Source organism: Pseudomonas sp. W15Feb9B (assembly GCF_000828175.1).
In the GTDB taxonomy this organism is placed as follows: domain Bacteria; phylum Pseudomonadota; class Gammaproteobacteria; order Pseudomonadales; family Pseudomonadaceae; genus Aquipseudomonas; species Aquipseudomonas parakoreensis.
Map to the genome: position 1 here is coordinate 69039 of NZ_JTKF01000035.1, position 25288 is coordinate 94326.

Annotated in this window: 23 protein-coding genes; 13 read left to right on the forward strand and 10 right to left on the reverse strand. The window is 61.4% G+C overall.

What is annotated here, in order from left to right; all coding sequences use genetic code 11:
- Window positions 1–5: 5 nt before the first annotated feature.
- The 4 genes from OC71_RS18070 to OC71_RS18085 all read left to right on the forward strand — a co-directional run bounded on the left by OC71_RS18070 (window position 6) and on the right by OC71_RS18085 (window position 3798).
- Complete coding sequence (locus OC71_RS18070) at window positions 6–1148, forward strand: uroporphyrinogen-III C-methyltransferase (protein ID WP_041072009.1); 1143 nt, start codon at window positions 6–8, stop codon at window positions 1146–1148.
- On the forward strand, window positions 1145–2383 hold the full coding sequence (locus OC71_RS18075; protein WP_041072010.1) for a heme biosynthesis protein HemY: 1239 nt from the start codon (window positions 1145–1147) through the stop codon (window positions 2381–2383). Before OC71_RS18070 ends, OC71_RS18075 begins: the two co-directional genes overlap by 4 nt.
- Before the next feature lie 218 nt (window positions 2384–2601).
- Window positions 2602–3153: a disulfide bond formation protein B gene (locus OC71_RS18080; protein WP_041072011.1), complete on the forward strand. Its 552-nt coding sequence runs from the start codon at window positions 2602–2604 to the stop codon at window positions 3151–3153.
- Window positions 3154–3339: 186 nt separating this feature from the next.
- Entirely contained in the window at window positions 3340–3798 is a 459-nt protein-coding gene (locus OC71_RS18085; RefSeq protein WP_041072012.1) for an Rsd/AlgQ family anti-sigma factor, read from the forward strand.
- Between the two features lie 77 nt (window positions 3799–3875).
- On the opposite strand, the gene OC71_RS18090 is transcribed toward OC71_RS18085, so the two are convergent.
- Window positions 3876–4541, reverse strand: a complete 666-nt coding sequence (locus OC71_RS18090) for an FKBP-type peptidyl-prolyl cis-trans isomerase (RefSeq protein ID WP_041072013.1) — start codon at window positions 4539–4541, stop codon at window positions 3876–3878.
- A 192-nt stretch (window positions 4542–4733) separates the two neighbouring features.
- Between OC71_RS18090 and OC71_RS18095 the strand changes: the two genes are divergently transcribed.
- Complete coding sequence (locus tag OC71_RS18095; protein WP_041072015.1) at window positions 4734–5879, forward strand: AlgP family protein; 1146 nt, start codon at window positions 4734–4736, stop codon at window positions 5877–5879.
- Here the strand turns inward: OC71_RS18095 and OC71_RS18100 are convergent.
- Window positions 5876–6340, reverse strand: a complete 465-nt coding sequence (locus OC71_RS18100; protein ID WP_041072017.1) for a TIGR02444 family protein — start codon at window positions 6338–6340, stop codon at window positions 5876–5878. The genes OC71_RS18095 and OC71_RS18100 overlap by 4 nt on opposite strands.
- 50 nt (window positions 6341–6390) lie before the next feature.
- Between OC71_RS18100 and OC71_RS18105 the strand changes: the two genes are divergently transcribed.
- The 3 genes from OC71_RS18105 to rhtB all read left to right on the forward strand — a co-directional run bounded on the left by OC71_RS18105 (window position 6391) and on the right by rhtB (window position 9667).
- A complete protein-coding gene (locus OC71_RS18105) occupies window positions 6391–8301 on the forward strand; it encodes an ATP-binding cassette domain-containing protein (protein ID WP_041072019.1) in 1911 nt (636 codons plus the stop codon).
- Window positions 8301–8882 carry a mechanosensitive ion channel family protein gene (locus OC71_RS18110; protein WP_003229371.1) on the forward strand — a complete coding sequence of 194 codons (582 nt, stop codon included), beginning with the start codon at window positions 8301–8303 and terminating at the stop codon, window positions 8880–8882. The genes OC71_RS18105 and OC71_RS18110 overlap by 1 nt, the downstream gene beginning before the upstream one ends.
- Before the next feature lie 152 nt (window positions 8883–9034).
- Window positions 9035–9667 (forward strand): homoserine/homoserine lactone efflux protein, encoded by a 633-nt coding sequence (gene rhtB, locus OC71_RS18115; RefSeq protein ID WP_041072021.1) that lies wholly within the window; start codon window positions 9035–9037, stop codon window positions 9665–9667.
- Window positions 9668–9855: 188 nt separating this feature from the next.
- Here the strand turns inward: rhtB and OC71_RS18120 are convergent, their stop codons facing one another.
- The 5 genes from OC71_RS18120 to OC71_RS18140 form a co-directional block, all read right to left on the reverse strand.
- Complete coding sequence (locus OC71_RS18120) at window positions 9856–10599, reverse strand: hypothetical protein (RefSeq protein ID WP_041072022.1); 744 nt, start codon at window positions 10597–10599, stop codon at window positions 9856–9858.
- A gap of 3 nt (window positions 10600–10602) precedes the next feature.
- A complete protein-coding gene (gene lpoB / locus OC71_RS18125; protein ID WP_003229365.1) occupies window positions 10603–11190 on the reverse strand; it encodes a penicillin-binding protein activator LpoB in 588 nt (195 codons plus the stop codon).
- Between the two features lie 36 nt (window positions 11191–11226).
- Entirely contained in the window at window positions 11227–11601 is a 375-nt protein-coding gene (locus tag OC71_RS18130; protein WP_041072023.1) for a YcfL family protein, read from the reverse strand.
- 15 nt (window positions 11602–11616) lie between these two features.
- Complete coding sequence (locus tag OC71_RS18135; protein WP_041072025.1) at window positions 11617–13011, reverse strand: COG3014 family protein; 1395 nt, start codon at window positions 13009–13011, stop codon at window positions 11617–11619.
- A 214-nt stretch (window positions 13012–13225) separates the two neighbouring features.
- On the reverse strand, window positions 13226–14617 hold the full coding sequence (locus OC71_RS18140; protein WP_041072026.1) for a COG3014 family protein: 1392 nt from the start codon (window positions 14615–14617) through the stop codon (window positions 13226–13228).
- A gap of 190 nt (window positions 14618–14807) precedes the next feature.
- Between OC71_RS18140 and OC71_RS18145 the strand changes: the two genes are divergently transcribed.
- Both OC71_RS18145 and OC71_RS18150 read left to right on the forward strand, forming a co-directional pair.
- A complete protein-coding gene (locus OC71_RS18145; protein WP_041072027.1) occupies window positions 14808–16703 on the forward strand; it encodes an FTR1 family protein in 1896 nt (631 codons plus the stop codon).
- 108 nt (window positions 16704–16811) lie between these two features.
- Window positions 16812–17267, forward strand: a complete 456-nt coding sequence (locus OC71_RS18150; RefSeq protein WP_041072028.1) for a YaiI/YqxD family protein — start codon at window positions 16812–16814, stop codon at window positions 17265–17267.
- Between the two features lie 138 nt (window positions 17268–17405).
- On the opposite strand, the gene elbB is transcribed toward OC71_RS18150, so the two are convergent.
- Entirely contained in the window at window positions 17406–18074 is a 669-nt protein-coding gene (elbB, locus tag OC71_RS18155) for an isoprenoid biosynthesis glyoxalase ElbB (protein WP_027610468.1), read from the reverse strand.
- A 114-nt stretch (window positions 18075–18188) separates the two neighbouring features.
- Here elbB and OC71_RS18160 point away from each other — a divergent pair, with 114 nt between their 5' ends.
- Window positions 18189–19424, forward strand: coding sequence for a sterol desaturase family protein (locus OC71_RS18160; protein WP_041072029.1), 1236 nt, complete (start codon window positions 18189–18191; stop codon window positions 19422–19424).
- Here OC71_RS18160 and OC71_RS18165 read toward each other — a convergent pair.
- On the reverse strand, window positions 19405–20055 hold the full coding sequence (locus OC71_RS18165; RefSeq protein WP_041072031.1) for a DedA family protein: 651 nt from the start codon (window positions 20053–20055) through the stop codon (window positions 19405–19407). The two genes, OC71_RS18160 and OC71_RS18165, sit on opposite strands and share 20 nt — an antisense overlap.
- 207 nt (window positions 20056–20262) lie before the next feature.
- Between OC71_RS18165 and hemB the strand changes: the two genes are divergently transcribed.
- Together hemB and ppk1 are read left to right on the forward strand one after the other, a co-directional pair.
- Complete coding sequence (gene hemB / locus OC71_RS18170) at window positions 20263–21276, forward strand: porphobilinogen synthase (protein ID WP_041072033.1); 1014 nt, start codon at window positions 20263–20265, stop codon at window positions 21274–21276.
- 18 nt (window positions 21277–21294) lie between these two features.
- Window positions 21295–23520, forward strand: a complete 2226-nt coding sequence (gene ppk1, locus OC71_RS18175; RefSeq protein ID WP_041072035.1) for a polyphosphate kinase 1 — start codon at window positions 21295–21297, stop codon at window positions 23518–23520.
- 172 nt (window positions 23521–23692) lie between these two features.
- On the opposite strand, the gene ppx is transcribed toward ppk1, so the two are convergent.
- On the reverse strand, window positions 23693–25195 hold the full coding sequence (gene ppx / locus OC71_RS18180; RefSeq protein WP_041072037.1) for an exopolyphosphatase: 1503 nt from the start codon (window positions 25193–25195) through the stop codon (window positions 23693–23695).
- Window positions 25196–25288 lie beyond the last annotated feature (93 nt).

Here is a 25288-nt window from a genome sequence, read left to right on the forward strand (position 1 = left end):
GATACGTGAGCGAAACAGCCTTGCCTAAAGATGATGTCCAGCCTGTGATCGATGCCCAGGTTGAAACGCCACCGCCGGCCCAAGCGCCGCGCCGAGGCAACGGCCTGGCCATTGTCGCCCTGTTGCTCGGCGCTGCCGGCGTGGCGATCGGTGGCTGGGGTGTCTGGCAGGTGCGTCACCTGCAGACCAACACTGCGCAACAGTCTGGCCAGGTGCAGGCGTTGAACGATCAGGCGCAGAGCCTCAAGCTCAACGAACAGCGCCTGACCGAGCGTCTCGCGCAACTGCCCGGTGCCGATGAGCTCGCCGAGCGCCAGCGTCTGGTGACGCAACTGCAGGGTGATCAGCAACGCCTCAATCAGCGTCTGGAAACCGTCCTCGGTGCCAGCCGCAAGGACTGGCGTCTGGCCGAGGCCGAGCATCTGCTGCGACTGGCCAGCCTGCGCCTTTCGGCCTTGCAGGACATCAGCAGCGCTCAGGCGCTGGTGCAGGGCGCTGACGAAATTCTTCGTGAGCAGAATGATCCGGGATCGTTCGCCGCCCGCGAGCAAGTGGCGAAAACCCTCGTCGCGCTGCGCAGCACCGAACAGCCGGATCGCACCGGCCTGTTCCTGCGCATTGGCGCCTTGCGTGACCAGGTTATCGAACTGACCGAACTGGCCCCGGAGTACAAGGATCGTGGCGAGTCACTGCTGGGCCTGACCGCTGATGGCGATGGCGCCAGTCGCTGGGCGCAGTGGTGGGATCAGGTGTCGCGCTACATCCGCATCGATTTCAATGCCGACAAGAACGTGAAGCCACTGCTGGCCGGGCAAAGCCTGAGCCAGGTGCGTCTGGCCCTGAGCCTGGCGCTGGAGCAGGCACAATGGGCGGCGCTCAATGGCCAGGCGCCCGTCTACACCCAGGCGCTGACCGAAGCGCGGGACGTGCTCAAGGGCAATTTCAACCCGGACAATCCGCAGAGCAAAACCATGCTCGAACAGGTTGCCGAGCTGAGCCAGCAACCGGTCACCGTCAAGACGCCGGACCTGACCGGCACGTTGAGCGCGGTGCAGGCTTATCTGGAGCGGCGTAACGTCAACGCTGAAGAATCGGTCAAACCGTTCGCCAAACCTGCCGCCAACACCGCGCAGGAGACCACGCCATGAAACGCCTGTATGTGATCGTGTTTCTGGTGATCGCCGCGACGGCGGCGCTGGGCCTGGCGATTGCCGAGCACTCCGGTTACGTGCTGATCGCCTACAAGAGCTTCCGTTATGAATCGAGTCTGTGGGCGACGCTGGCACTGATTGCGGTGTTGTGGCTGCTGATCTGGGGCATCAAGGCCCTGGTCGAGCTGGTCATGGCCTCCAGTGGTGTGGTCAACCCGTGGTCGCGACGTAATCGCAGCCGGCGAGTGCAGGTGGCCATCGAACACGGTCAGCTGGATCTGGCCGAAGGTCGCTGGGCCAGCGCGCAACGTCATCTGTCTCGCGCCGCCGAGGCCGAGCGCCAGCCGTTGTTGTATTACCTCGGCGCGGCACGCGCGGCCAACGAGCAAGGCAAGTACGAGGAGTGCGATCAGTTGCTTGAGCGTGCGCTGGAGCGCCAGCCGCAGGCCGAACTGGCGATTGCCTTGAGTCATGCGCAATTGCAGACCGATCGCGGTGATACCGACGGCGCCCTGGTGACCCTGCAAGCGATGCACGAGCGGCATCCGCATAACGTGCAGACTTTGCGGCAGTTGCAGCGTCTGCATCAGCAGCGCGGCGACTGGTCGGCGGTGATTCGCCTGTTGCCGGAACTGCGCAAGGACAAGGCTCTGCCGCCAGCCGAACTGGCTGAACTGGAACGGCGAGCCTGGGGTAACAACCTGTCGCTGGCGGCGCATCGTGACGAGGACGGCAAAGTGGGTCTGCAATCACTCACCCGTGCCTGGGAGCAATTGACGTCCGCGCAGCGTCAGGAACCGGCGCTGGTGCTGGCCTACGCCGAGCAACTGCGTCAGCTTGGCGCACAGGTTGAAGCGGAAGAAGTCCTGCGCAGCGCCCTCAAGCGCAAGTACGACAGCCATCTTGCTCGGCTGTATGGCCTGGTGCGCGGCAGTGATCCGGCGCGTCAGTTGCAGACCGCCGAAGGCTGGCTCAAAGAGCATCCGGCGGATCCGAGCCTGTTGCTGACCCTCGGTCGTCTCTGTCTGCAAACCAGTTTGTGGGGCAAGGCACGGGATTACCTGGAAAGCAGTCTGCGGCTGCAGCGCAATCCGGAAGCCTGTGCAGAGCTGGCGCGTCTGCTTGCGCAACTGGGTGACACCGAGCGCAGTAACCAGCTGTTCCAGGAAGGTCTCGGATTGCTGGATGAGCGCCTGCTGGCTGCGCCGTTGCCAGTGCCGGTTCACGCCTGATTTCGCGAGGGAGCATGCTCCCTCGTGAACGTTCAGTGAGCGAATAATTACCACCGGCGGGCGTCTTGGGCGAAGTCCTACAGGGGACTACGCCTATTCCTCTCGAGTCTGTCGGGTTTTCCCTACACTTCTGGTGAACTGTCGCCAGAGCTCCGCCTTGAAAGGCTGACAAGCTTTCCTCTACCGTAACTGCCTGTCTCTACTGCTACGGAAAAGCCATGTCGTTGGCCTGTTCACGCTCCTTGTTATTCACGGCTTTCACTGCAGGGGCTATGGCCCTGGGAGCTTCCTATTATCTCGAGTATGCGGTCGGGCTGACGCCCTGCAGCCTGTGCCTGGCGCAACGGTTCTTCATGGCGTTGCTGACGTTGTGTTGCGGGGTGGCGGCAGTCCATGGCCCACGGCGTGTCGGCCTGTCGCTGTACTGGGGCGCCGCGCTTGGCCTGAGCCTGGGCGGGACGACGGCGGCCTGGCGACAGGTGTTGCTGCAGAGTGACCCGCTGATGCAAATGACCCGCTGCGCGCCTGATTCCGAAGCGTTGTTCAGCAACCTGCCCTGGTTGTGTGCCACGGTGCGGATGCTCAGAGGCGGTGGAGATTGCGCAGAAATTTCCTGGACACTGTTCGATTTGAGTATCCCCGAGTGGAGCCTGCTGTTCTTTGTGGCAATGTTCATCCTGTCTGTGTACCAATTGCTGCGGCTGGTCTGGAGCGCTCTGCAGCGCTCCCCCAGCGGCGAAGCGTCGCACCGCGCGCTGGTCAGGGATTAAACACTTGTATGAACTTTATCTCCTGCGTACCTTGAAGCCACAGGCGTGCGGGCATAATCTGGCCCGCACGTGTCATTGGATTTATGTTGCTCGATGACGCTCTGCCCGGTCCGCCTCCAAGCGATAACAGCCAGAAGAGGGGCGCGGGTGTAGAGCAGCATGACCCACAAGGGAAGAGAGATCGCCATGCTCGAAAGTTGTCAGAATGCTCAGGAACGCTGGGGTGGAGTTCATCTGCTGATCGACCGCTGGTTGCAAGAGCGTGAAGATCTGATCGGTGCCTACGACAAGTTGGGCGACAAGCCACAGGCTCTGTCCGAGAACCGTAAACCCTTGCTGGAATTCTGCGGTGTGCTGGTCGATTACGTCTCGGCCGGGCACTTCGAGATCTACGAACAACTGACCGGTGAAGCCAAGGCGTTCAACGACAAGCGCGGCCTGGAACTTGCCGAAACCCTTTACCCGCGTATCGACGTCATCACCGAAAAACTCCTCGCGTTCAACGACCTTTGCGATGCAGGCAAATGCGTCGCCGAGAAGTTCAAGGAACTGGGTGGCCTGCTGCACGAGCGCTTCGAGCTGGAAGACTGTCTGATTGAAGTGCTGCACACGGCACACAAGCAGGAAGATCCGGTTCAGGCCTGACAGGTTTCTCGCAGGCATAAAAAACGCGGTGCATCGAAAGTGCACCGCGTTTTTTTATGCCTGCGCGCCGGGTGCGATCAGCTCGTTGCGCCGCGCAACTCGACTTCAAACACCAGTGGTGTAAATGGCGCGATCAGATCGCCCGCACCGTCGGCCCCGTAGGCCTGATCCGATGGAATCACCAGCCGCCACCTGGCACCTACCGGCATGTTCTGCAGTGCGGTACGCCAGCCGGCAATCACACTGTCGAGGCTGAACCATTGCGGTTGAGTGTTCTGGTCGAACACCGTGCCATCCGGCAACCGACCGACGTACAGCACCTGCACTTTTCCATCGGGCCCGGCCTTGGCACCGGTACCCGGGGTCAGCTCGGTCAACAGGATGCCGTCGGCCAGTTCCTTTACGCCTGGCTTGGCTTTTTCGGCGGTGAGAAAACGTTGTTCGTTTTCCATCGCGGCATCGCTTGAAGGCAGCGTAGAGTGTTCGGCGTTTTGCGACTCGTGATCGGCGAGGATCTGCTCGATCCGTGCTTCGCTCAGTGCCAATGGCTTGCCTTGATAGGCCTGCTGCAATCCGTCGACCAACGCCTGAATCTGCAATTGCGGGACCTCTTGGCGCAAGCGCTCACCGAGGCTGGCGCCGAGGCTGTAGGCCAGATCGTGAGCATCGTTCGCGGTGGTTTTTTCGTCGGCGTGGGCGGCAGAAAAAATCATCCAGAGGGATAAAACAAGGTAGCGCGACATGGGCACACTCCGTCCTGAGATGCGGGCGATTATGCCAGCGCGAACGTCTGCAACGGTGAACTGCTTTTGTCTTTGTGCAGAACATTTTCGCTTCGTTGCAACGCAACGGTTTCGTTACTGTCAAGATGACCTAGCGGCGGTAACTGCAGAGGTCTAGTATGAGCCGCACTCACGTCAGCCAGGAGGTAAACCATGTCGGCCACCAAGAAGCCTGTAAACACTCCGTTGCACTTACTCCAACAACTCTCGGGCAGCCTGCTCGAGCATTTGGAAAACGCTTGCTCCCAAGCCTTGGCTGATGCTGAAAAACTGCTCGCCAAACTGGAAAAGCAACGCGGCAAGGCGCAAGAAAAACTGCACAAATCCCGCACCAAATTGCAGGACGCAGCCGCTGCCGGTAAAGCCAAGGCGCAGAACAAGGCCAAGGCTGCCGTCAAAGAACTCGAAGACCTGCTCGATGCGCTGAAGGATCGTCAGTCCGACACTCGTGGCTACATTCTGCAACTCAAGCGCGACGCCCAGGAAAGCCTGAAACTGGCCCAGGGTGTCGGTCGTGTGCAAGAAGCCGCCGGCAAGGCGTTGACATCTCGCGCAGCAAAACCTGCAGCAGTGCCTGCGAAGAAAGCGGCCGCGAAACCTGCGGCGGCAAAAGCGCCGGCGAAAACTGCTGCAGCCAAGCCATCGGCAAAACCAGCGGCCAAGGCACCGGCTAAAACCGCCGCCAAACCTGCCGCCAAACCTGCTGCCAAAACCGCAGTTAAAAAACCGGCTGCGGCGAGCGCTGCGAAACCGGCTGCTCGTACTGCCGCTGCCAAACCTGCAGCGACAAAACCGGCTGCCAAGCCAGCGGCAAAACCTGCTGCGCGCAAAGCCGCTCCGGTAAAAACCGCTGCTGCTAAACCAGCTGCCAAAGTCGCGGTAAAACCGGCTGCCAAACCTGTCGCGAAAACCGCCGCTGCGAAACCGGCAGCAAAAACTGCGGCCAAACCTGCAGCAGCAAAACCTGCTGCCAAGGTTGCTGCCAAACCAGCGGCCAAGCCTGCTGTTAAAACCGCGGCCAAACCTGCAGCAGCAAAACCTGCGACCGCTGCGGCCAAGCCTGCTGCCAAACCAGTCGCCGCCAAGCCAGCCGCTAAACCGGCTGCCAAACCCGCCGCGAAAAAACCGGCCGCTGCCAAACCCGCTGCCGCCAAACCGGCGACTGCACCGGCTGCCAAGCCAGCCGCTCCGGCGCCGGCCGCTGCACCTGCTCCAGCCGCTTCTACCTCGACCACCACGACGGCGCCAACGCCAGCCGCTGCGTCGAGCGTCAGCAGTAACCCGACCAGCGCTTCCTAAGTGCCGGTTGCCGCGACGCGCAGCACTTGCAGCGCGTCGCGGTTCGGGCTGGCGGTCGATCCCGCCAGACTCTCGAGCCATTGCCCCGACGCTGAGACGTCATCGCGCGGCCAGTCCTGAGCGACCTGTTCCAGTTGCCACAGCAGATGCCGTTCGGCTTCCAGCTCCAGCGCTTTCATTTGTTCTCGCAACCCTTTGAGTACCGAATCTTCCTCGGCCAGGGTTTTCCATTGAGTGCGCAACGCACGCAGTGGCTGCACCACCTCCTGATCCCAAGGCCCCACCAGCTTTTTCAGCTGCTCCAGGCGCTGTTCGTCACAAGCTGCGCCACGTTGCTCAAGCCACAGACCACAGAGCAGCAGGCAGACATTGGCCCCCGCCGCTTGCAGTTGCAGGCAGGCAGGTTCCACGCCCGGTCGGGCGTAGGTGGCAAGGGAAAAGCTCCACAGGTCAGAGGACATCGTGCTACTCGCGCCAGTTGTGAGCGAAGCTGGTAGACTCCGCCGCCATTATGATCCGACTTCAGAACCTGACTTTACAGCGTGGCCCGCAACGTCTGCTAGAAGACGCCGAGCTGACCCTGCACGCCGGCCACAAAGCCGGCCTCATCGGTGCCAACGGCGCCGGCAAATCCAGCCTGTTCGCCTTGCTGCGCGGCGAGTTGCACCCGGACTCGGGCGATTGCCTGCTGCCGGCCGACTGGCGGATCGCGCACATGCGCCAGGAGGTCGACACCCTCGAGCGTCTGGCGGTCGACTATGTGCTCGATGGCGACCTGCGTCTACGTGAGGTGCAACGTGACCTCGCCGTCGCCGAAGCGGCCCACGATGGCACGGCGCTGGCCCGCCTGCACGCCGAGCTCGACAGCGCCGACGGCTATACCGCCGACGCGCGGGCGCGCAAGTTGCTCGCCGGTCTGGGTTTCACCAACGAGCAGATGGATCGTCAGGTAGGCGATTTCTCCGGTGGCTGGCGGATGCGTCTGAACCTGGCGCAGGCTTTGATGTGTCCGTCGGATTTGCTGCTGCTCGACGAACCGACCAACCACCTGGATCTCGACGCGATCATCTGGCTCGAAGAGTGGCTGAAAAGCTACCCGGGCACCCTGCTGCTGATTTCCCACGACCGCGACTTCCTCGATGAAGTGGTCGATCACGTGGCCCATGTCGATCAGCGCAAACTGACCCTGTACCGGGGCGGCTATACCGCGTTCGAGCGTGCCCGTGCCGAACGTCTGGCCCAGCAACAGCAGGCCTACGAAAAGCAGCAGGCGCAACGTGCGCACATGGAAAGCTACATCGCCCGCTTCAAGGCCCAGGCCACCAAGGCCCGTCAGGCGCAAAGCCGGATCAAGGCGCTGGAGCGCATGGAAGAGCTGTCGGCGGCCCACGTCGATTCGCCGTTCGACTTCGTCTTTCGTGAATCGACCAAGATCTCCAGCCCGCTGATCGACCTGTCCGATGCGCGTCTGGGTTACGGCGAAAAAACCATCCTGGAGAAGGTCAAGCTGCAACTGACCCCGGGTGCGCGGATCGGTCTGCTCGGGCCGAACGGTGCCGGCAAGTCGACCCTGATCAAGAACCTCGCCGGCGAGCTTGAACCGCTGGCCGGGCGCCTGACACGCGGCGAGAACACCGTGGTCGGCTACTTCGCCCAGCATCAGCTCGACTCGCTGGATGCCAAGGCCAGCCCGTTGCTGCACCTGCAGCGTCTGGCGCCGACCGAACGCGAGCAGACCCTGCGCGACTTCCTTGGCGGTTTCGACTTCCGTGGCGCGCGGATCGACGAGCCGGTACTGAATTTCTCCGGTGGCGAAAAAGCGCGTCTGGCCCTGGCGTTGATCGCCTGGGAGCGACCGAACCTGTTGCTGCTCGACGAACCGACCAACCACCTCGACCTGGAAATGCGCCTGGCGCTGACCATGGCGCTGCAGGAATTCAGCGGCGCGGTACTGGTGGTGTCTCACGATCGGCACTTGCTCAAGAGCACCACCGACAACTTCTACCTGGTCGCTGACGGCAAGGTCGAAGAGTTCGATGGCGACCTTGAAGACTACGCGCGCTGGCTGGTGGAATACCGTCAGCGCAACGCGCCGGTCAGCAACACGCCGGTTAACCCGGACAAAACCGACAAGAAGGCTCAGCGCCAGGCCGCCGCTGCATTGCGTCAGCAACTGGCGCCGCACAAACGCGAAGCCGACAAGCTCGAAGCCGAACTGGGCAAACTGCACGAGAAACTCGCCAAGGTCGACGCCAGCCTCGGTGACAGCGACATCTACGAGCCGGCGCGCAAGAACGAGTTGCGTGATCTGCTGGCCGAGCAGGCCAGGCTGAAAGTGCGCGAAGCCGAGCTGGAAGAAGCGTGGATGGAGGCGCTCGAGACGCTGGAAAGCATGCAGGCGGAGCTGGAGGCGCTGTCCTGATGGACGCGTTCAAGTGGCCATTGCCGGCGGTGTGGGTCGAGCCGATCTGGCTCGGCGTGCAGATTCTGCTGATCCTGCTGGCCGGCTATCTGGCCCAGCGCTTCGTTGCCAAAGGCCTGACCCGTCTGGGTGAGCGCTACCCGTTTCCGCCGCAGTTGCTGATGCCGCTGCGTGGCGGTCTGCGCTGGCTGATCATGGGCAGTGCGCTGATCTTTGTGCTGGAGCGCCTCGGCGTGTCGGCCACGGTGTTGTGGACGGCGCTGTCGGGTTTCGTCGCGGTGGCGGCGGTGGCGTTCTTCGCGATGTGGAGTGTGCTGTCGAACCTGCTCTGCGCGATCCTGATCTTCACCGTCGGCCCGTTCCGCCTCGGCGATGTGGTGGAGCTGGTCGACACCACTGACAAACCCGGGGTCAAAGGCCGGGTGGTGGCGATCAATCTGCTTTACACCACGTTGATCGAGGCAGAGGAACTGGGCACTGGCAGCGCCATGGTACAAGTGCCGAACAGCCTGTTCTTCCAGCGCTCGGTGCGGCGTTGGCGCGGGAGTGATGTGTTTCCGTCCAGCGGGTTCGAGAAGTAGTTTTCCAGACAGGATCAAAAGATCGCAGCCTGCGGCAGCTCCTGCAGGGATCGCATTTCAATGTAGGCGCTGCCGCAGGCTGCGATCTTTTGCTTTTAGGCCCAAACCGCATTAGCTTTGACGTCTGTCACGATTCAGAGTCGAGGTGTGCGATGGAGCTTCAAACATGGCTGGCATTCTTTGCCGCCTGCTGGGTGATCAGTCTGTCCCCGGGTGCTGGCGCCATTGCGTCGATGTCCAGCGGCCTGCAATACGGTTTCTGGCGCGGTTACTGGAACGCGTTGGGCCTGCAAGTTGGCCTGGCGGTACAGATTGCGATTGTCGGCGCTGGCGTCGGCGCGATTCTCACTGCTTCGGCCACTGCGTTCTATGCGATCAAATGGTTCGGTGTGGCCTATCTGGTCTATCTGGCGGTCAAGCAATGGCGTGCACTGCCCATGGACATGAGCGATGACGCAGCAGTCCGGCCGATCGGTAAACCGCTGGCGCTGGTGTTTCGCGGCTTCCTGGTCAACATCAGTAACCCCAAGGCGCTGGTGTTCATGCTGGCAGTGCTGCCGCAGTTCATCAATCCCCATGCACCGCTGCTGATGCAGTACCTGGTGATCGGCGTGACCATGATCTGCGTGGATCTGGTTGTCATGGCTGGCTACACGGGTTTGGCGTCCAAGGTGCTACGCCTGTTGCGCACGCCGAAGCAGCAGAAACGCATGAACCGCACGTTTGCCGGGCTGTTCATTGGCGCCGCTGCGTTCATGGCGACGTTGCGTAAAGCGGCGGTGTAAAGCGCGCGGGCACAAAAAAGGCGACCTGATGAGGTCGCCTTTTTTATCCGCCAAGACTTTGGAGTGACGCTCAATTGTGGCGAGGGAGCTTGCTCCCGCTTGAGTGCGCAGCGCTCACAAGCTTTTGGGTCTGCTTCGCAGCCCAGCGGGAGCAAGCTCCCTCGCCACAGAACGCGTTCAGCCAAGAGTCAGTGCAAAATCACCGGCGCGGTATCACGCGGCAGGTTGTTGCGCTGCTGCGCCTCACGCGGCTGCTCGTAACCGCCGCCACCGAGCTGCATGCTCAGTTGCCCGGCGACGTCTTCGCCCAGCGCTTTCGACACTTCACGCACCACCCGCGGGCGGTTCAGCGAGATCTTGATGTCGCGGCCGTTCACCAGTTTGGTGTCCTGCGCTTCACCCATCGCCGTGAAGGCCGAGGTGATCTCGTAGGTTTTGGTGTTGATCAGGCTGAAATCCGCCACCAGCGTCAGACCCAGCACCGCCGAATAGCTGTCGGTGTGCGCCAGCTCGTTCATGTCCTGGGTGAAGTCGATGTCGGATACGGTGCCGAACAGCACGTAGTCGGCGCCTTTGAAGCTGCCGGCCTTGATGCGCTTGATCACGTCATAGACGTCACCCTTGGACGACGCGGTGTACGGCGTGCCCTGCACCAGCTGGAACATCCCGGTGCGCAGGATCTCGCCCTTGATGTCGCCGGTGAATTTACGCAGTTCACCCTGTTCGATGTAGCTGGTGGTCGCTTCCAGCTCGTTGTAGTTCGACGAACCACTGGAGCTGTAGTAACCCTCGCGGTAATTGTTCTGCGCCGAGACGATGTGGATGTACTGCTCCACACGTTCCTGATACGCCAGATCCGTTACCGTGACTTTCGGGGCCGCTTGCACGCTGAACGCGCAAGCCAGGGCCATCATGCCAATCCATGCGCGCATCAATTAACGCTCCGTGGTTTTGCGGATCTCTTTTTCGTCCATCCACTCGGCCAGACCGCTTTCGACGTCGATCAGTTGCAGGCTGAATTTGTAGAAGACGTCCTTGTAGTCGCTGCTGCGCTTGACGATCGAGCTGATCGAACCTTCCAGACGGTATTTGGCGGCGATCATGTTGCCGGTCTTGGCCACGGTGCTCTTCTTGTACAGGCCGCTCTGGTTTTGCAGCTTGAGCTGATCGACCTGGCTCTGCATCGCGGTGTTGTCGCTGGCGAAGCGGGCAGTGCCGGATTTCATCAGCTGAGTCTTGATGCTGGTGGTGATTTCGCGGGTATCGATGTACTCGCTGGTCTTGTTTTTCACGTCGTAGACCTGCACCACCGGGCGGCCCTGCAGAATGCCGGACTGGGCCAGGGAGCGGGTCATCGATTCGGCGATCATCTGCAGGTCGGTCGAACCGAATTCGTTGGTCACGGTTTCAACTGCTTTGGTGTCGCCGTAGCTGATGTTCTTGCTGCCCAGGGTCGGCGAGGTGTTGGCGCAACCGGAGGCCAGCAGGGCGAGGACAGCGATCAGGGAAAAGCGTGCAAACATGGGAATGCTCTCTAATACAGGAATAGGTTGGCGGGCTTAAGGCGTCTTGAGTTCGAGACGGAAGTCCACGGCTTTCGGGGTCGGGGCGATGCCTTGGATGAAGCTGGTCTGAGCGCCGTACATCATCTGGCTTTTCCAGACTTCTTCCTCGGCGACCGGAAAGCCTTCCGCACCGAGCCAAGCGAAGCGGTAGTAGAACGTCTTGTTGCTGTTGAGGGTGTTGGTCAACTGCACATTGACGGTCATGAAGCCGTTCTCACGGGCGACGCGCATGGCGCCGACCGCGATGTGTTTCTGCGGGCCCATGGCCACGACCTTGCTCGCGGCGCTGCCCGGCTCCGGCGGTGGCGGGGTGGCGCAGCCGCTGGCCAGGACGGCGAGGGCGGCAACGGCGAAGAGTTTGAAGCGCATGCAAAGACTCCGTTCTTAAGGTTGTTTGAGGCTGGCGACGTTGGTCGCGCCGACGCTCGGGATGACATGGGCGGCGACGCCGCCGGCAAATACCTGATTGCCCACCGCTCGCAGGCTGATCACTTGATAACGCTGATCGACGGTGACCTTGACCAGCGAACCGCCGACGGCGCTCGGCAGGCTGACTTGATGCTCGCCTTTCTTCAAGCGCAGACGCACCACTTGGGTATTGTCCGGCAGGGTGCGCCACGTACGGGTATCGGCACCTTCCAGCACGGCTGAAGAGATACCCACGGCCAGACCGGCCAGCGGATTGGTTTCGTTGATCTTCTTCTGCGCCACGCCTTTGGTGATTGCGCGCACGGTGGTGCGCACAATGATCCCCGGCATGTCATCGCGCAGGGCGCGGCGGGACATGGCGGTGGTGCTGTTGAGGGCCGTCAGGTTGACTTGCTGGCCATCGACACCGATCTGCGCGAACGGTGCGGTGGAGGTGTCAGGCTTGATGATCGGGAACGACAGTGGAGTGATCACCACATTGTTGGAGATCGGCAATGGCAGCGGCACGCGGATCGAATCGCGCGAAGGTGCCAGACCGCTTTGCACCACGATCAGGATGTCGCTGTCGTCGGACTTGCTCGGCTTGTCGAGGTTGACCAGCGCCTGCTCCAGCAGTGGGGTGTTCGGGCGCAGTTCGGCCGCCTTGCGGTAGCCCGGTGCAGCCAGGTCTTTCTCGCCCAGGGCTTCGTAGACGAAACCGGCCAGATAATGGCTGAACGCACTCTGGTAGCTGTTTTTCAGGCTGACCACTTCCGGCGCGTCGAGGCTGGCGACCGGGTAGCCTTGCAGATCCTTGTACTGAGTCTTGATCCCTTCCTTTTCGGCCTCTTCCTCACTCTTGAGGTATTCCTTGTCGCGCAGGTCGGCGATCACCGCTTCACGTTCGTGGGTTTTCTTGATCGCGGTGCGGGCGCCATCGAAGTCGTTGACGGCCAGCAGGTTGAGGGCCATCTGGGTGGTCAGCATGACTTTCTCGTAGTCGTAACCTTCGTAGCGACGGACCTTGTCGTTGACGATGAAGCTGCCGAACTGGGCCAGGTATTTGCCGGAGTCGAGCTTGACCGAATCCTCCCACTGACCGACCACCTGGTCGGCGCTGGTCCAGGCGTTCTGGCTGCCGGACAGGTCACCCTTGGCGCGCAGCAACTCACCTTTCTCGAAGTAATAGAGCAGATCTTTGTCGGGGCCGGTGTTGTTCTTTTCCAGCAGGGTCAGCGCGGCGTCGACGTTGCCGGTGGCCAGTTGCTGGTTGGTCTGGGCCAGTTCCGAATCGTAGTTGCGAAACGCCGAACAGCCTGACAGCAGAGTGACAGCGCTGAGCGCGATCAAGGTGGGAGTGCGCAATGCCATGGGGGTACTTCTTCCCTGAGCTAGTAACTGCATCAGCCGCCGGTGCTGGTCGGGCTGGTGTGACCCATCGACAGTGGCGCTGGCCTCCTGCCAATTCCTCATAACCAGAGGAGCTTTTATGCCGCGTCGCTATAGCGAGGGCGCGGCATTATAAGCGGGCGATGCTGGCCATGTAATAGCTTTTTAATCGCACTTGTTAGTTTGGTGCCATTACTTATTTCAGGCTGGATACTCGATTTTCCAGCGAGGTGCGGGACTGAAAAGCGCTGCCATTGGCGTAAATCTGTCCACCGAGCACGCGCAGGCCGATCATCTGCCGGTGCTGGTCGATACGGATCTTCAGCGGCGCCGTGGTATTCGACAGGCTGATCAGATGCTCGCCCTTTTTCAGGCGCAGGCGCACAACCTGCGTCAGGTCAGGCAGGGTGCGCCAGGTGCGGGTGTCAGCGTGTTCGAAATTGTCCCAGTGAGTCACGTAGGACGCCTTGCTCGGGTTGCGTCGATTGTCCGTGCCTTGAACATCTGCGGCGAGGAATGCCCGATAGGTCGTGCGCTGGATAATCCCGGGCATGTCGTCACGCAGCGTGCGCAAGGACATTTCGGTGATGCTGTTGACCGCGATCAGTTTCTTCTGGCGACCATCGATACTCACCTGACTGACCGGCGGGGTTGAGGTGTCCGGCACCATCACCGGAAACGAAATGTTGGCGACGATGACTTGCCCGTCTGCCAGCTTCACCGGGTACGGCACGCGTACTGAACTGCGGGCAGGTGCCAGCCCGCTTTGCACAATGATCAGCACGTCACTTTCATCGGCCTTGAGTCCGGGGCTGCCGAGGTCGCGCAGTGCCTGTTGAAAAAAGGCTACGTCCGGGCGCAGTTCAATGGCCTGACGATATCCGGGTGCGGCAAGATCCTTTTCACCCAGCGCTTCATAAGTGAAGCCCGCGAGATAGTGACTGAATGCACTTTGGTAACCGTTTTTCAGGGCAATCACCGCAGGCGATTCGAGCATTACCACCGGGTAGCCCTGCAGATCCCTGTAATGCACACGTGCGCCCTGGGCCTTGGCTGCTTCCTCGATTTTTTCGTATTCCAGCTCCCGTTGCCGAGCGATCAGCGCTTCGCGCTCGTGGGTTTTCTTGATGTCGGCGCGAGCGCCATCGAAGTCATTTAGCGCCAACTGATTGAGGGCCATTTGCGTGGTCAGCATGACCTTTTCATAGTCGTAGCCATCGTAGCGGCGCAGCTTGTCGTTGATGATGCTGCCCCAGTGATCGCCCATTGCTGCAAGCAACTTGTCACCAGTGGTCTGGATTGTGTCCTGGCGTTCGATAATCATCTGTTCGGCGCTGCGCCAGGTGGTCTGGCTTTGCGCAAAATCGCCGCCGGCACTCAGTACGGCGCCTTTTTCGAAGTAGTAGAGCAGGTCTTTTTCCGGGTCCGGATTGTTCGCTTCGATCACCGAAAGGGCACCTTCGATGTTGCCGTTTTTGAGCGGGGCGGTGGTCTGTTGCAGTTCCAGATCGTAATTGCGATACGCACCGCAACCGTTCAACTGCACAACGGTGGCGATCAACAGGGGTAGCAGCAAGCTATGGCGCATGAAGAGGGTTCGTCCTTGAGCAGCAAATGCAATGAGGTGGCGCAGTATAGAGTGCGGTAGTGGCCAAGTGATGCGTCCGTTTTCGCAGGTTCATGGCACCCGTCCCAGGTGGCGTACATCGACAACGCTTGAGTGAAAAGCGTTCGAAGTGAACAATATGTAACTTCGCATTTCCATTTGAGACTCATTCATGACTGCCGCGTCCCGATTTCTGGCCTGGCTGGTGTTCCCCTTGTGTGCCCTGAGCAGCTTCAACCTGCTGGCCGACACGGTGGAAGGCGCCCCGCAAGCGCTGCACCTGCTCGATTACATCAGCGCCGACTACCCGCCGACGGTTGAAGCGGGCAAGGTCGTCGACGACGGCGAATACCGCGAGCAGCTGGAATTCACCCAAGTGCTGCAAGGACTGATCGGCGGTCTGCCGGCCAAACCGGAGAAGGCTGCGCTGGAGCAGGGCGTCGAAGCTCTGCATGCGGCTATCACGGCAAAGCAGGATGGTGCCGACGTCGCCCGTCAGGCCCGGCAACTGGGGGCGAAACTGGCGGTGGCGTATGAGGTCAGCCAGGCGCCGATCATCACGCCGGATCCGACCCGTGGCGCGCCGCTGTATGCGCAAACCTGCTCGGTTTGTCACGGTGCCAACGGAGCCGGTGACGGTCCGGCGGGCCTCGGCATGGCGCCGCCACCGGCCAACCTGCGCGATGCCGCGCGGATGGATCATCTGAGCCTGTACGCGATCTACAGCACCCTCGGCCAAGGTGTCGAAGGCACCGACATGCCGGCGTTCGCCGATCAACTGGACGACCGTCAGCGCTGGGACCTGGCGACCTACATCGCCGGCTTCAGTGCCGACCCGGCCGCCGCCAAGTCCGACAAGACTTTCAATATCGCTGATCTGGCACGCCAGACGCCGGCCGAAGTACAGGCCGCCGAAGGTGCGCCAGTCGCCGCGACCTTCCGTGCCCAGCGCGCCCAGCCACCGCAGGTCAAACGCGGCCCGGCGCAATTGCTCGACTACACCGCCGCGACGCTGGACAAAAGCCTGGCGGCTTACCGCGCCGGTGATCGTGATCAGGCCTATGACCTGTCGGTGGCGGCGTATCTGGAAGGTTTCGAACTGGTCGAAAGTTCGCTGGATAACGTCGACGCCAACGTACGCAAGGACACCGAAAAATCGCTGATGGCCTACCGTCAGTCGTTGCAGGATGGTCTGCCGGTGGCGCAGGCCGAAGAGCGCCTGGACGCGGCCAAGGGCAAGCTCAAAGCGTCTGCCGAACTGCTTGGCAGCGATGGCCTGAGCTGGTCGCTGAGCTACATCTCCGGTCTGCTGATTCTGCTGCGCGAAGGCCTCGAAGCGATTCTGGTGCTGGCGGCGATCCTTGCGTTCCTGCGCAATACCGGCCAGCAATCGGCGGTGCGCAGCGTCAATGTCGGCTGGGGCCTGGCGCTGCTCGCCGGTCTGGGTACCTGGGCGCTGGCGGCGTACGTGATCGACGTCAGCGGCTCGCAGCGTGAACTGCTCGAGGGCGCCACGGCGCTGTTCGCCAGCGTCATGGTGCTGTGGCTCGGCGTGTGGATGCACGACCGGCGCCACGCCGCGGCCTGGCAGGATTACATCAAGCAGAGTCTGGTGGGCGGCGGCGGGCGCTTTGGTTTTGCGATCCTCGCGTTCTTCTCGGTGTACCGCGAGTTGTTCGAAGTGATCCTGTTCTACGAAACCCTGTGGCTGCAGGCCGGTCCCGCCGGGCATGATGCGGTGCTGGCCGGTGGTGCGACGGCGCTGGTGCTGCTGATCGGTCTGGCCTGGGTGATCCTGCGTGGCTCGGCGAAACTGCCGCTGGCGCTGTTCTTCAGCATCAACGCCGGTCTGCTCTGCGCGTTGTCGGTGGTGTTCGCCGGGCATGGCGTGAAGGCGTTGCAGGAAGCCGGGATCTTCGGTACGCGGCCGGTGGCGTTCTTCGATTTCGACTGGCTGGGGATTCATGCCGACGCTTATTCGCTATTGGCGCAGGCCGTGGCGATTCTGGCGATTGTCGTGTTGTATGGGCGCAGCCGGATGGTTGAGAAGAAGCGGGTGATTGCTTAAGAGCATTCGCTGCGCTCACATTCGCGGGCAAGCCACGCTCCCACAGGTTTAGCGTTAACCTTGTGGGAGCGCGGCTTGCCCGCGATGCTTTTAGAAGAGGAAAAAATGATGCGCGTATGGATCGATGCCGACGCCTGCCCGCGGGCCGCCAAGGAGCTGGTGGTGAAGTTCGCCCTCAAGCGCCGGTTCGAAGTGGTGCTGGTGGCGGGGCAACCGCAGATCAAGCCGGGGCTGGCGATCGTCAAGCTGATCGTGGTGCCCAGCGGCCCGGATGCGGCGGACGATTATCTGGTCGAGCACGCGGTGCCCGGAGAGCTGGTGATCTGCAGCGATATTCCGCTGGCCGATCGCCTGGTGAAGAAAGGTGTAGCGGCGCTTGACCCGCGCGGCAAGGAGTTCGATGCGCAGAACATGGGTGAGCGGCTGGCGGTGCGCAACCTGTTCACCGACCTGCGTGAGCAGGGCCAGATCAGCGGCGGCCCGGCACCGTTCGGCGAGCGCGAGAAGCAGGCGTTTGCCAATGCGCTGGACCGCATCCTCACCCGCCTGACCCGCAAACCCTGATTCAACCGTATACCTGTGGTGAGGGGATTTATCCCCGATGGCCTGCGCAGCAGGCCCAGTGCTTCAAGATGCAAGGGGCTGCTGCGCAGCCATCGGGGATAAATCCCCTCACCACAAAAACCCTTCAGAAAGGTCGTGTCAGGCATCGTTCTCGTGAGTCAGTTCCAGAACGCGATCCACCAGTTTGTTGATCCCCGAAGCCGCTTCACTGATGTTCTGCGCCAGCATGTAAGCCGGGGTCGTCACCAGTTTGCGTGCCTTGTCTTCAATGATGTCAGTCACCGCGCAGTCTTCGTGGCTGGCGCCCATCTTGTTCATCGCGGTGGCGGTGTCGGCATCGTTGCCGATGGTGCAGGTCACGCCCGGGCCGTAGATCTTCGCTGCCAGCGCCGGCGAGATGCACATCAGGCCCACCGGTTTGCCCGCTTCGGCAAAGGCTTCCGCCAAGGCCAGCACCTCAGGCTGTACTGCGCAGCCGGCACCTTCGACGGCAAAGTTCGAGAGGTTTTTCGCGGCGCCAAAACCGCCAGGTACGATCAGCGCGTCGAAGTCATCGACGTCGGCCTCGCGGATGTCCTTGATGTTGCCGCGGGCAATGCGCGCCGACTCCACCAGCACGTTGCGCGTTTCGGGCATTTCTTCACCGGTCAGGTGATTGATCACATGCAATTGCGCGATGTTCGGCGCGAAGCATTGCACCTGTGCGCCGCGTTGATCCAGGCGCAGCAGGGTGATGACGCTTTCATGGATTTCGGCGCCGTCGTACACGCCGCTGCCGGACAGGATCACTGCAACTTTTTTGCTCATGGGTTTCTCTCCAGATTCATGGCGCTAAATGTCCACTAAATTGTCGTACGTTGCCATAGGGGAAAAGGGCGGCTAGACCTAGGATCTGTCCATAGAATCCGACCGGGGCGCGCCATGGACTTCATTCTGTATGCAGTGCCATTTTTCTTCGTGCTGATTGCCGCCGAACTGCTTGCCGATCGCTGGCGCGGGACCCGACACTATCGCCTCGCCGACTCGGTCAACAGCCTCAGCGCCGGGGTGTTGTCGACCACCACCGGCCTGCTGACCAAAGGCCTGGGGCTGGTGACCTATGCGTTTGCCCTGGAACACCTGGCGCTGCTCAGGTTGCCGGCAGACAGTCTCTGGGTCTGGGTGCTGGCCTTTGTCTTCTATGACTTCTGCTATTACTGGCTGCATCGTCTGGGCCACGAGCGCAACATTCTTTGGGCCGCGCATTCGGTGCATCACCAGAGCGAGGAATACAACCTCTCCACGGCGTTGCGCCAGACCAGTACCGGATTTCTGCTGGGCTGGATCTTCTACCTGCCGATGGCCGTGTTTGGCGTGCCGCTGCTGGTGTTCGTCAGTGTCGCGGCGATGAATCTGCTGTATCAGTTCTGGGTTCACACCCGGCACATTCCCAAGCTCGGCTGGTTCGAGTGGTTCTTCGTCACGCCATCCAATCATCGGGCCCACCATGCACAGAACGCTCTCTACATGGATCGCAACTACGGCGGGGTGTTCATTCTTTGGGATCGGTTGTTCGGTACATTTCAGGAAGAGGACGACAACGAGCCGGTGATTTTCGGTGTGACCACGCCGCTGGCGAGCTGGAATCCGCTGTGGGCCAATGTGCAGTTCTATGTGCAGTTGTGGGGCGACGCACGCCGTGCCGAGAGCAAGTGGGACAAGCTGCGGATCTGGTTCATGCGCACCGGCTGGCGTCCGGCGGACGTGGCGGCGAAGTACCCGCTGACCAAACCCGACTTGAGCCGCTTCCGCAAGTACGAGGTGCCGCTCGACAGCCGTCGCCAGTGGTATGTGGCGCTACAGTTCTGCGTCTATATCGCGCTGGGCAGTGACCTGATGGGGCAGGCGCAACATCTGTCGATCACAGCGCTGTTGCTGGGGTGGGGCGCAGTGGCGTGGGGTTTGTTCGCGCTGGGGGTGATGCTGGAGAATCGCCCGTGGGCACTGAAGGTCGAGCTGCTGCGGCTGGGGTCGAATGTGCCCCTGGTATGGCTGGCGCCGCTGCTCGGGCTATGGACAGCCAGCCCGTTGGCCTGGGCTGGTCTGCTCGGTTACAGCCTGCTCAGTGGCATCGGGCTGTATGGCTGTCGCCAGCGTGTTACTCGGCTGGCGTCTTAGGCTCGGCGGGTTTGGTGTGTTCTGCCTGAAGCAGGCGCGCGGCTTTTGCGGCTTGTTCATCGGCGTAAACCTGCTTGGCCAGGCGCGCATTCTTGAAGCGGCGACGCAGCCACAGGCCGACACCCAGTACCAACAGGGCGCCGAGCACCCACAGTTCGTACTTCTTGATGCTGCCGAGCATGCCTTCGAGCACCGCGCCGAAGTGGTAGGCGGCGGCCGCCAGAGCGGTGGCCCAGATCGCTGCGCCGATGCCGTTGAGCAGCAGGTAGCGTCCCGGCGGATAACCCGACAGGCCGATCGCCACCGGCATCACCGTGCGCAGGCCGTAAACGAAGCGGAAGCTCAGGACCCAGATGTCCGGATGCTTGCGGATGTGTTCCAGCGCGCGGTCGCCCATCATCTGCCAGCGCGGTTTGCGCGCGAGCAATTTGCGCCCGTGCTTGCGCCCCAGGAAGTACCACAGCTGATCGCCGGCATAGCTGCCGAAGAACGCCACGACCACCACCAGGTTGATGTCCATGTATCCACGGAACGCGAGGAAGCCCGCGAGCACCAGGATGGTTTCGCCTTCGAAGAACGTGCCGAGAAACAGGGCAAAGTAGCCGAAGTCATGCAGAAATTGTTGGAGCATTGTCTGGGTGCTGGCGAAATGAACGCGCAGCCTAACCCTTCGGACACATTCAGGAAAGTGTCGAAATGTGTCTCGACGTGAACAATTCCTACGCTAACAATGGAATGCGGCTACATGTCACGGGGTACGCACAACTGTAATCTGTTGGTCATAATGGCCGCTTATAACTGTCACGCTCGCCCGTTTGCGCGGGCTCAGGAGTCTGCCGTGAGCTTTACCCCTGCCAACCGTTTGTTCCCCGCTACCCGTTTGCGCCGCAACCGTCGCGATGATTTTTCGCGTCGGCTGGTACGGGAAAACGTGCTGACGGTCGATGACCTGATCCTGCCGGTGTTCGTGCTTGACGGTGAGAACCGTCGCGAAGCCGTGGCCTCGATGCCCGGCGTCGAGCGCCTGACCATCGATCTGCTGCTTGAAGAAGCGGCGAAATGGGTCGAACTGGGCATTCCGGCGCTGGCGCTGTTCCCGGTTACGCCTGTCGAATTGAAATCCCTCGACGCCGCCGAAGCCTGGAACCCGCAGGGCATTGCCCAGCGCGCCACTCGTGCATTGCGTGAGCGGTTTCCCGAGCTGGGAGTGATCACTGACGTCGCCCTCGATCCGTTCACCACCCATGGGCAGGACGGCATTCTCGACGAAGAAGGCTACGTGCAGAACGACATCACCGTCGACGCGCTGGTCAAGCAGGCGCTGTCCCACGCCGAAGCCGGCGCTCAGGTCGTGGCACCGTCGGACATGATGGACGGTCGGATTCAGGCGATCCGCGAAGCGCTGGAGATCGCCGGCCACGTCAATGTGCGGATCATGGCCTACTCGGCCAAGTACGCCAGCGCCTATTACGGGCCGTTCCGCGATGCCGTGGGTTCGGCAGCGAATCTGGGCAAGGCCAACAAAGCCTCGTATCAGATGGACCCGGCCAACAGCGATGAAGCGTTGCACGAAGTCGGCGCGGACTTGTCTGAAGGCGCGGACATGGTCATGGTCAAACCCGGCATGCCGTACCTGGACATTCTTTTCCGGGTAAAAGATGCCTTCAAAGTGCCGACCTTCGTCTATCAGGTTAGCGGCGAATACGCCATGCACATGGCGGCGATCCAGAATGGCTGGTTGAGCGAGGCGGTGATTCTCGAGTCACTGACCGCCTTTAAACGTGCCGGCGCTGATGGCATCCTGACTTACTTTGCTGTCCGCGCCGCTCAATTGTTACGAGAGCAGAAATAGCCCTCCCAGGAACATTCGATGAATACCGAAGGACTCACTGAAGTTGCAGTAAAAGAAGCTCAACCGGTGGTGGAGCAAATCACCGAAACCCCGCCGGAACTCGAACCTGCGCCGCCCGCGCCGGTCACCGAAGCCGTTGCGGCGGCGCCAGTGATTGCGATCCCGGGGCTGGATGACAGCAGCCTGTACATCCACCGCGAGCTTTCGCAACTGCAGTTCAACATCCGCGTGCTGGAACAGGCGCTGGATGAGTCCTATCCGTTGCTGGAGCGGCTGAAGTTCCTGCTGATTTTCTCCAGCAACCTCGACGAGTTCTTCGAAATCCGCGTCGCCGGGCTGAAGAAGCAGATCACCTTCGCCCGGGAACAGGCCGGTGCCGATGGTCTGCAACCGCATCAGGCGCTGGCTCGAATCAGCGAGCTGGTGCACGGTCATGTTGATCGCCAGTACGCAATCCTCAACGACATCCTGCTGCCGGAGCTGGAAAAGCATCAGGTGCGCTTCATCCGTCGCCGTCACTGGACGACCAAGATCAAAACCTGGGTGCGCCGCTACTTCCGCGACGAGATCGCGCCGATCATCACCCCGATCGGCCTCGACCCGACGCATCCATTCCCGTTGCTGGTAAACAAGAGCCTGAACTTCATCGTCGAACTGGAAGGCATCGACGCCTTCGGTCGCGATTCCGGTCTGGCGATCATTCCGGCACCGCGCCTGCTGCCTCGGATCATCAAGGTTCCGGAAGAAGTCGGCGGCCCGGGCGACAACTATGTGTTCCTGTCGTCGATGATCCACGCCCACGCCGATGACCTGTTCCAGGGCATGAAGGTGAAGGGCTGCTACCAGTTCCGCCTGACCCGAAACGCCGACCTGGCGCTCGACTCCGAAGATGTCGAAGACCTTGCGCGCGCCCTGCGTGGTGAGCTGTTCTCGCGGCGCTACGGTGATGCGGTGCGTCTGGAAGTCGCCGACACCTGCCCGAAACACCTCTCGGACTACCTGCTCAAGCAGTTCAACCTGAGCGAAACCGAGCTGTATCAGGTCAACGGCCCGGTCAACCTGACCCGCCTGTTCAGCATCACCGGTCTGGACAGCCACCCGGAGCTGCAATACACGCCGTTCACCCCGCAGATCCCGAAACTGCTGCAGAACAGCGAGAACATTTTCAGTGTCGTCAGCAAGCAGGACATCCTGTTGCTGCACCCGTTCGAGTCGTTTACCCCGGTGGTCGACCTGCTGCGCCAGGCGGCGAAAGACCCACATGTATTGGCTGTGCGCCAGACCCTGTACCGCTCCGGCGCCAACTCGGAAATCGTCGATGCGCTGGTGGACGCCGCGCGCAACGGCAAGGAAGTGACGGCGGTCATCGAACTGCGTGCGCGCTTCGACGAAGAGTCCAACCTGCAACTGGCCAGCCGTCTGCAAGCGGCCGGTGCGGTGGTGATTTACGGCGTAGTCGGCTTCAAGACCCACGCCAAGATGATGCTGATCCTGCGTCGTGAGGCCGGCGAGATCGTGCGTTACGCGCACCTCGGCACCGGTAACTACCACGCCGGCAACGCCCGTCTGTACACCGACTACAGCCTGCTGACCTCCGACGATGCCCTGTGCGAAGATGTCGGCAAACTGTTCAGCCAGTTGATCGGCATGGGCAAGACGCTGCGCATGAAGAAGCTGCTGCATGCGCCGTTCACCCTGAAAAAGGGCATGCTCGACATGATTGCCCGGGAAACCCAGTTCGCCGTTGAAGGCAAGCCGGCGCACATCATCGCCAAGTTCAACTCGCTGACCGATCCGAAGATCATCCGCGCGCTGTACAAGGCCAGCCAGTCCGGCGTGCGCATCGATCTGGTGGTGCGTGGCATGTGCTGTCTGCGTCCGGGCATTGCCGGGGTTTCGCACAACATCCATGTGCGCTCGATCATCGGTCGCTTCCTTGAACACACCCGAGTGTTCTACTTCCTCAACGGCGGCGAGGAGCAGATGTTCCTCTCCAGCGCCGACTGGATGGAGCGCAACCTCGACAAGCGCGTCGAGACTTGCTTCCCGGTGGAAGGCAAGAAGCTGCTGACCCGCGTCAAGAAAGAGCTGGAGCTGTACCTGACCGACAACACCCACAGCTGGAGCCTGCAGTCGGATGGCCGTTACATCCGCAACACGCCAACCGGCAACCAGAACCCGCGCAGCGCGCAGGCGACGTTGCTGGAACGCCTGGGCAGCCCGATTTTGCCGGTGAGCAGCTAAGCCGCAAGCGCAATAAAAAAGGCGATCCCTCGGGATCGCCTTTTTTGTACCTGTCATTCACCCACCTGTGGCGAGGGAGCTTGCTCCCGCTGGACTGCGCAGCAGGCCCATGCTTTTAAAGAAAGGGCCGCTTCGCGCCCCAGCGGGAGCAAGCTCCCTCGCCACAAGGTTATCAGTGGACTGTTAGCACGATGCCCACCCGGGTCAGCCACTCGGCTTCGAGACCAAAGTCAGCCTGAGTCAGCTGATTCTCATCCAGCCAGTGCTCCGGGAATTCCACGTCGAGGGTGTTGCCCTTGGCGTGCAGCACCACTTGCGGCATCGCCTGGGTGCCACGGATGTGGTGGAACAGGATCGCGAAGCGCAGCAGCACGCACAGGCGGATCAGCTTGTCGCCGTCGTCTCCGAATTCGGCGAACTTGTCCTTGGGAATGTTGCGGCGGTGGCCGCGCACCAGCAGGGCGAGCATTTGCTGGTCTTCGCGGGAGAACCCGGCAAGGTCCGAGTGTTCGATCAGGTAGGCTCCGTGCTTGTGGTAGTGGTAGTGCGCGATGTCGAGGCCGACTTCGTGGACTTTCGCCGCCCAACCGAGCAGTTCGCGCCAGATGCCGTCATCCAGCTCCCAGTCTGCAGCGACCTGATCAAAGGCGTGCAGCGCTTTGCGTTCGACGCGTGCCGCTTGTTCCAGATCGACGTGATAACGCTCCATCAACGAGGTCAGGGTGCGTTCGCGCACGTCTTCGTGGTGATGGCGGCCGAGCAGGTCGTAGAGCACGCCTTCACGCAGTGCGCCTTCGCAGTGATCCATGCGTTGCAGTTCGAGGGCGTCGAAGATCGCTTCGAGAATCGCCAGACCTGCGGGGAAGATCGCCCGGCGGTCAGGTTTGATGCCTTCGAAATCGATCTTGTCGACGTCACCCAGTTTGAACAGGCGACGCTTGAGCCAGGCCAGGCCTTCGGCATTCACTTCGCCGGTGCCATGCCCGCCGGCCTTCAGCGCCAGGCCGATGGCGCGGATGGTGCCCGAGGAGCCGATGGCTTCATCCCAGGTCAGGCGGTGCAGGGCGTGTTCGATGCTCATGATCTCCAGCCGCGCCGCCGTGTACGCCTGAGCGTAACGAGCCGGGGTGATCTTGCCGTCCTTGAAGTAGCGCTGGGTGAAGCTGACGCAGCCCATTTGCAGGCTTTCGCGCAGCAGCGGTTCAAACCGCTGCCCGATGATGAATTCGGTACTGCCGCCGCCGATGTCGGCCACCAGACGCTTGCCCGGGGTGTCGGCGAGGGTGTGTGACACGCCCAGATAAATCAGCCGCGCTTCTTCACGGCCGGAGATGACTTCCACCGGGTGACCGAGGATTTCTTCGGCGCGGTGGATGAATTCCAGACGATTGCGCGCTTCGCGCAGGGCGTTGGTGCCGACGATTCGCACGGCGCCCAGCGGCATGCCGTTGATCAGTTGGGCAAAACGCTTGAGGCAATCGAGCCCGCGCTGCATCGATTCTTCGTTGAGATGGCGCTCATCGTCGATACCGGCGGCAAGCTGCACTTTCTCTCCGAGGCGCTCCAGAATGCGGATTTCACCGTTCTGGGCCTTGGCCACGACCATGTGGAAGCTGTTGGAGCCCAGGTCGATTGCGGCGATCAGGGACAGATTCTTGGCTTTGGATTGCGGCATGGTCAGGGGGTCTCGGTCGATAACCCCGCCATCGTGCCACGATCAAACGCTGGCGCCAACGCGCATGGTTCAAACCCTTGATCCAACACAGCT

Bases quoted from the DNA above. Each gene is read 5' to 3' on its own strand.
- OC71_RS18075 (WP_041072010.1), top strand. From the start codon at position 1,145: ATGAAACGCCTGTATGTGATCGTGTTTCTGGTGATCGCCGCGACGGCG.
- OC71_RS18080 (WP_041072011.1), top strand. From the start codon at position 2,602: ATGTCGTTGGCCTGTTCACGCTCCTTGTTATTCACGGCTTTCACTGCA.
- OC71_RS18085 (WP_041072012.1), top strand. From the start codon at position 3,340: ATGCTCGAAAGTTGTCAGAATGCTCAGGAACGCTGGGGTGGAGTTCAT.
- OC71_RS18090 (WP_041072013.1), bottom strand. From the start codon at position 4,541: ATGTCGCGCTACCTTGTTTTATCCCTCTGGATGATTTTTTCTGCCGCC.
- OC71_RS18095 (WP_041072015.1), top strand. From the start codon at position 4,734: ATGTCGGCCACCAAGAAGCCTGTAAACACTCCGTTGCACTTACTCCAA.
- OC71_RS18100 (WP_041072017.1), bottom strand. From the start codon at position 6,340: ATGTCCTCTGACCTGTGGAGCTTTTCCCTTGCCACCTACGCCCGACCG.
- OC71_RS18105 (WP_041072019.1), top strand. From the start codon at position 6,391: ATGATCCGACTTCAGAACCTGACTTTACAGCGTGGCCCGCAACGTCTG.
- OC71_RS18110 (WP_003229371.1), top strand. From the start codon at position 8,301: ATGGACGCGTTCAAGTGGCCATTGCCGGCGGTGTGGGTCGAGCCGATC.
- rhtB (WP_041072021.1), top strand. From the start codon at position 9,035: ATGGAGCTTCAAACATGGCTGGCATTCTTTGCCGCCTGCTGGGTGATC.
- OC71_RS18120 (WP_041072022.1), bottom strand. From the start codon at position 10,599: ATGCGCGCATGGATTGGCATGATGGCCCTGGCTTGCGCGTTCAGCGTG.
- lpoB (WP_003229365.1), bottom strand. From the start codon at position 11,190: ATGTTTGCACGCTTTTCCCTGATCGCTGTCCTCGCCCTGCTGGCCTCC.
- OC71_RS18130 (WP_041072023.1), bottom strand. From the start codon at position 11,601: ATGCGCTTCAAACTCTTCGCCGTTGCCGCCCTCGCCGTCCTGGCCAGC.
- OC71_RS18135 (WP_041072025.1), bottom strand. From the start codon at position 13,011: ATGGCATTGCGCACTCCCACCTTGATCGCGCTCAGCGCTGTCACTCTG.
- OC71_RS18140 (WP_041072026.1), bottom strand. From the start codon at position 14,617: ATGCGCCATAGCTTGCTGCTACCCCTGTTGATCGCCACCGTTGTGCAG.
- OC71_RS18145 (WP_041072027.1), top strand. From the start codon at position 14,808: ATGACTGCCGCGTCCCGATTTCTGGCCTGGCTGGTGTTCCCCTTGTGT.
- OC71_RS18150 (WP_041072028.1), top strand. From the start codon at position 16,812: ATGCGCGTATGGATCGATGCCGACGCCTGCCCGCGGGCCGCCAAGGAG.
- elbB (WP_027610468.1), bottom strand. From the start codon at position 18,074: ATGAGCAAAAAAGTTGCAGTGATCCTGTCCGGCAGCGGCGTGTACGAC.
- OC71_RS18160 (WP_041072029.1), top strand. From the start codon at position 18,189: ATGGACTTCATTCTGTATGCAGTGCCATTTTTCTTCGTGCTGATTGCC.
- OC71_RS18165 (WP_041072031.1), bottom strand. From the start codon at position 20,055: ATGCTCCAACAATTTCTGCATGACTTCGGCTACTTTGCCCTGTTTCTC.
- ppk1 (WP_041072035.1), top strand. From the start codon at position 21,295: ATGAATACCGAAGGACTCACTGAAGTTGCAGTAAAAGAAGCTCAACCG.
- ppx (WP_041072037.1), bottom strand. From the start codon at position 25,195: ATGCCGCAATCCAAAGCCAAGAATCTGTCCCTGATCGCCGCAATCGAC.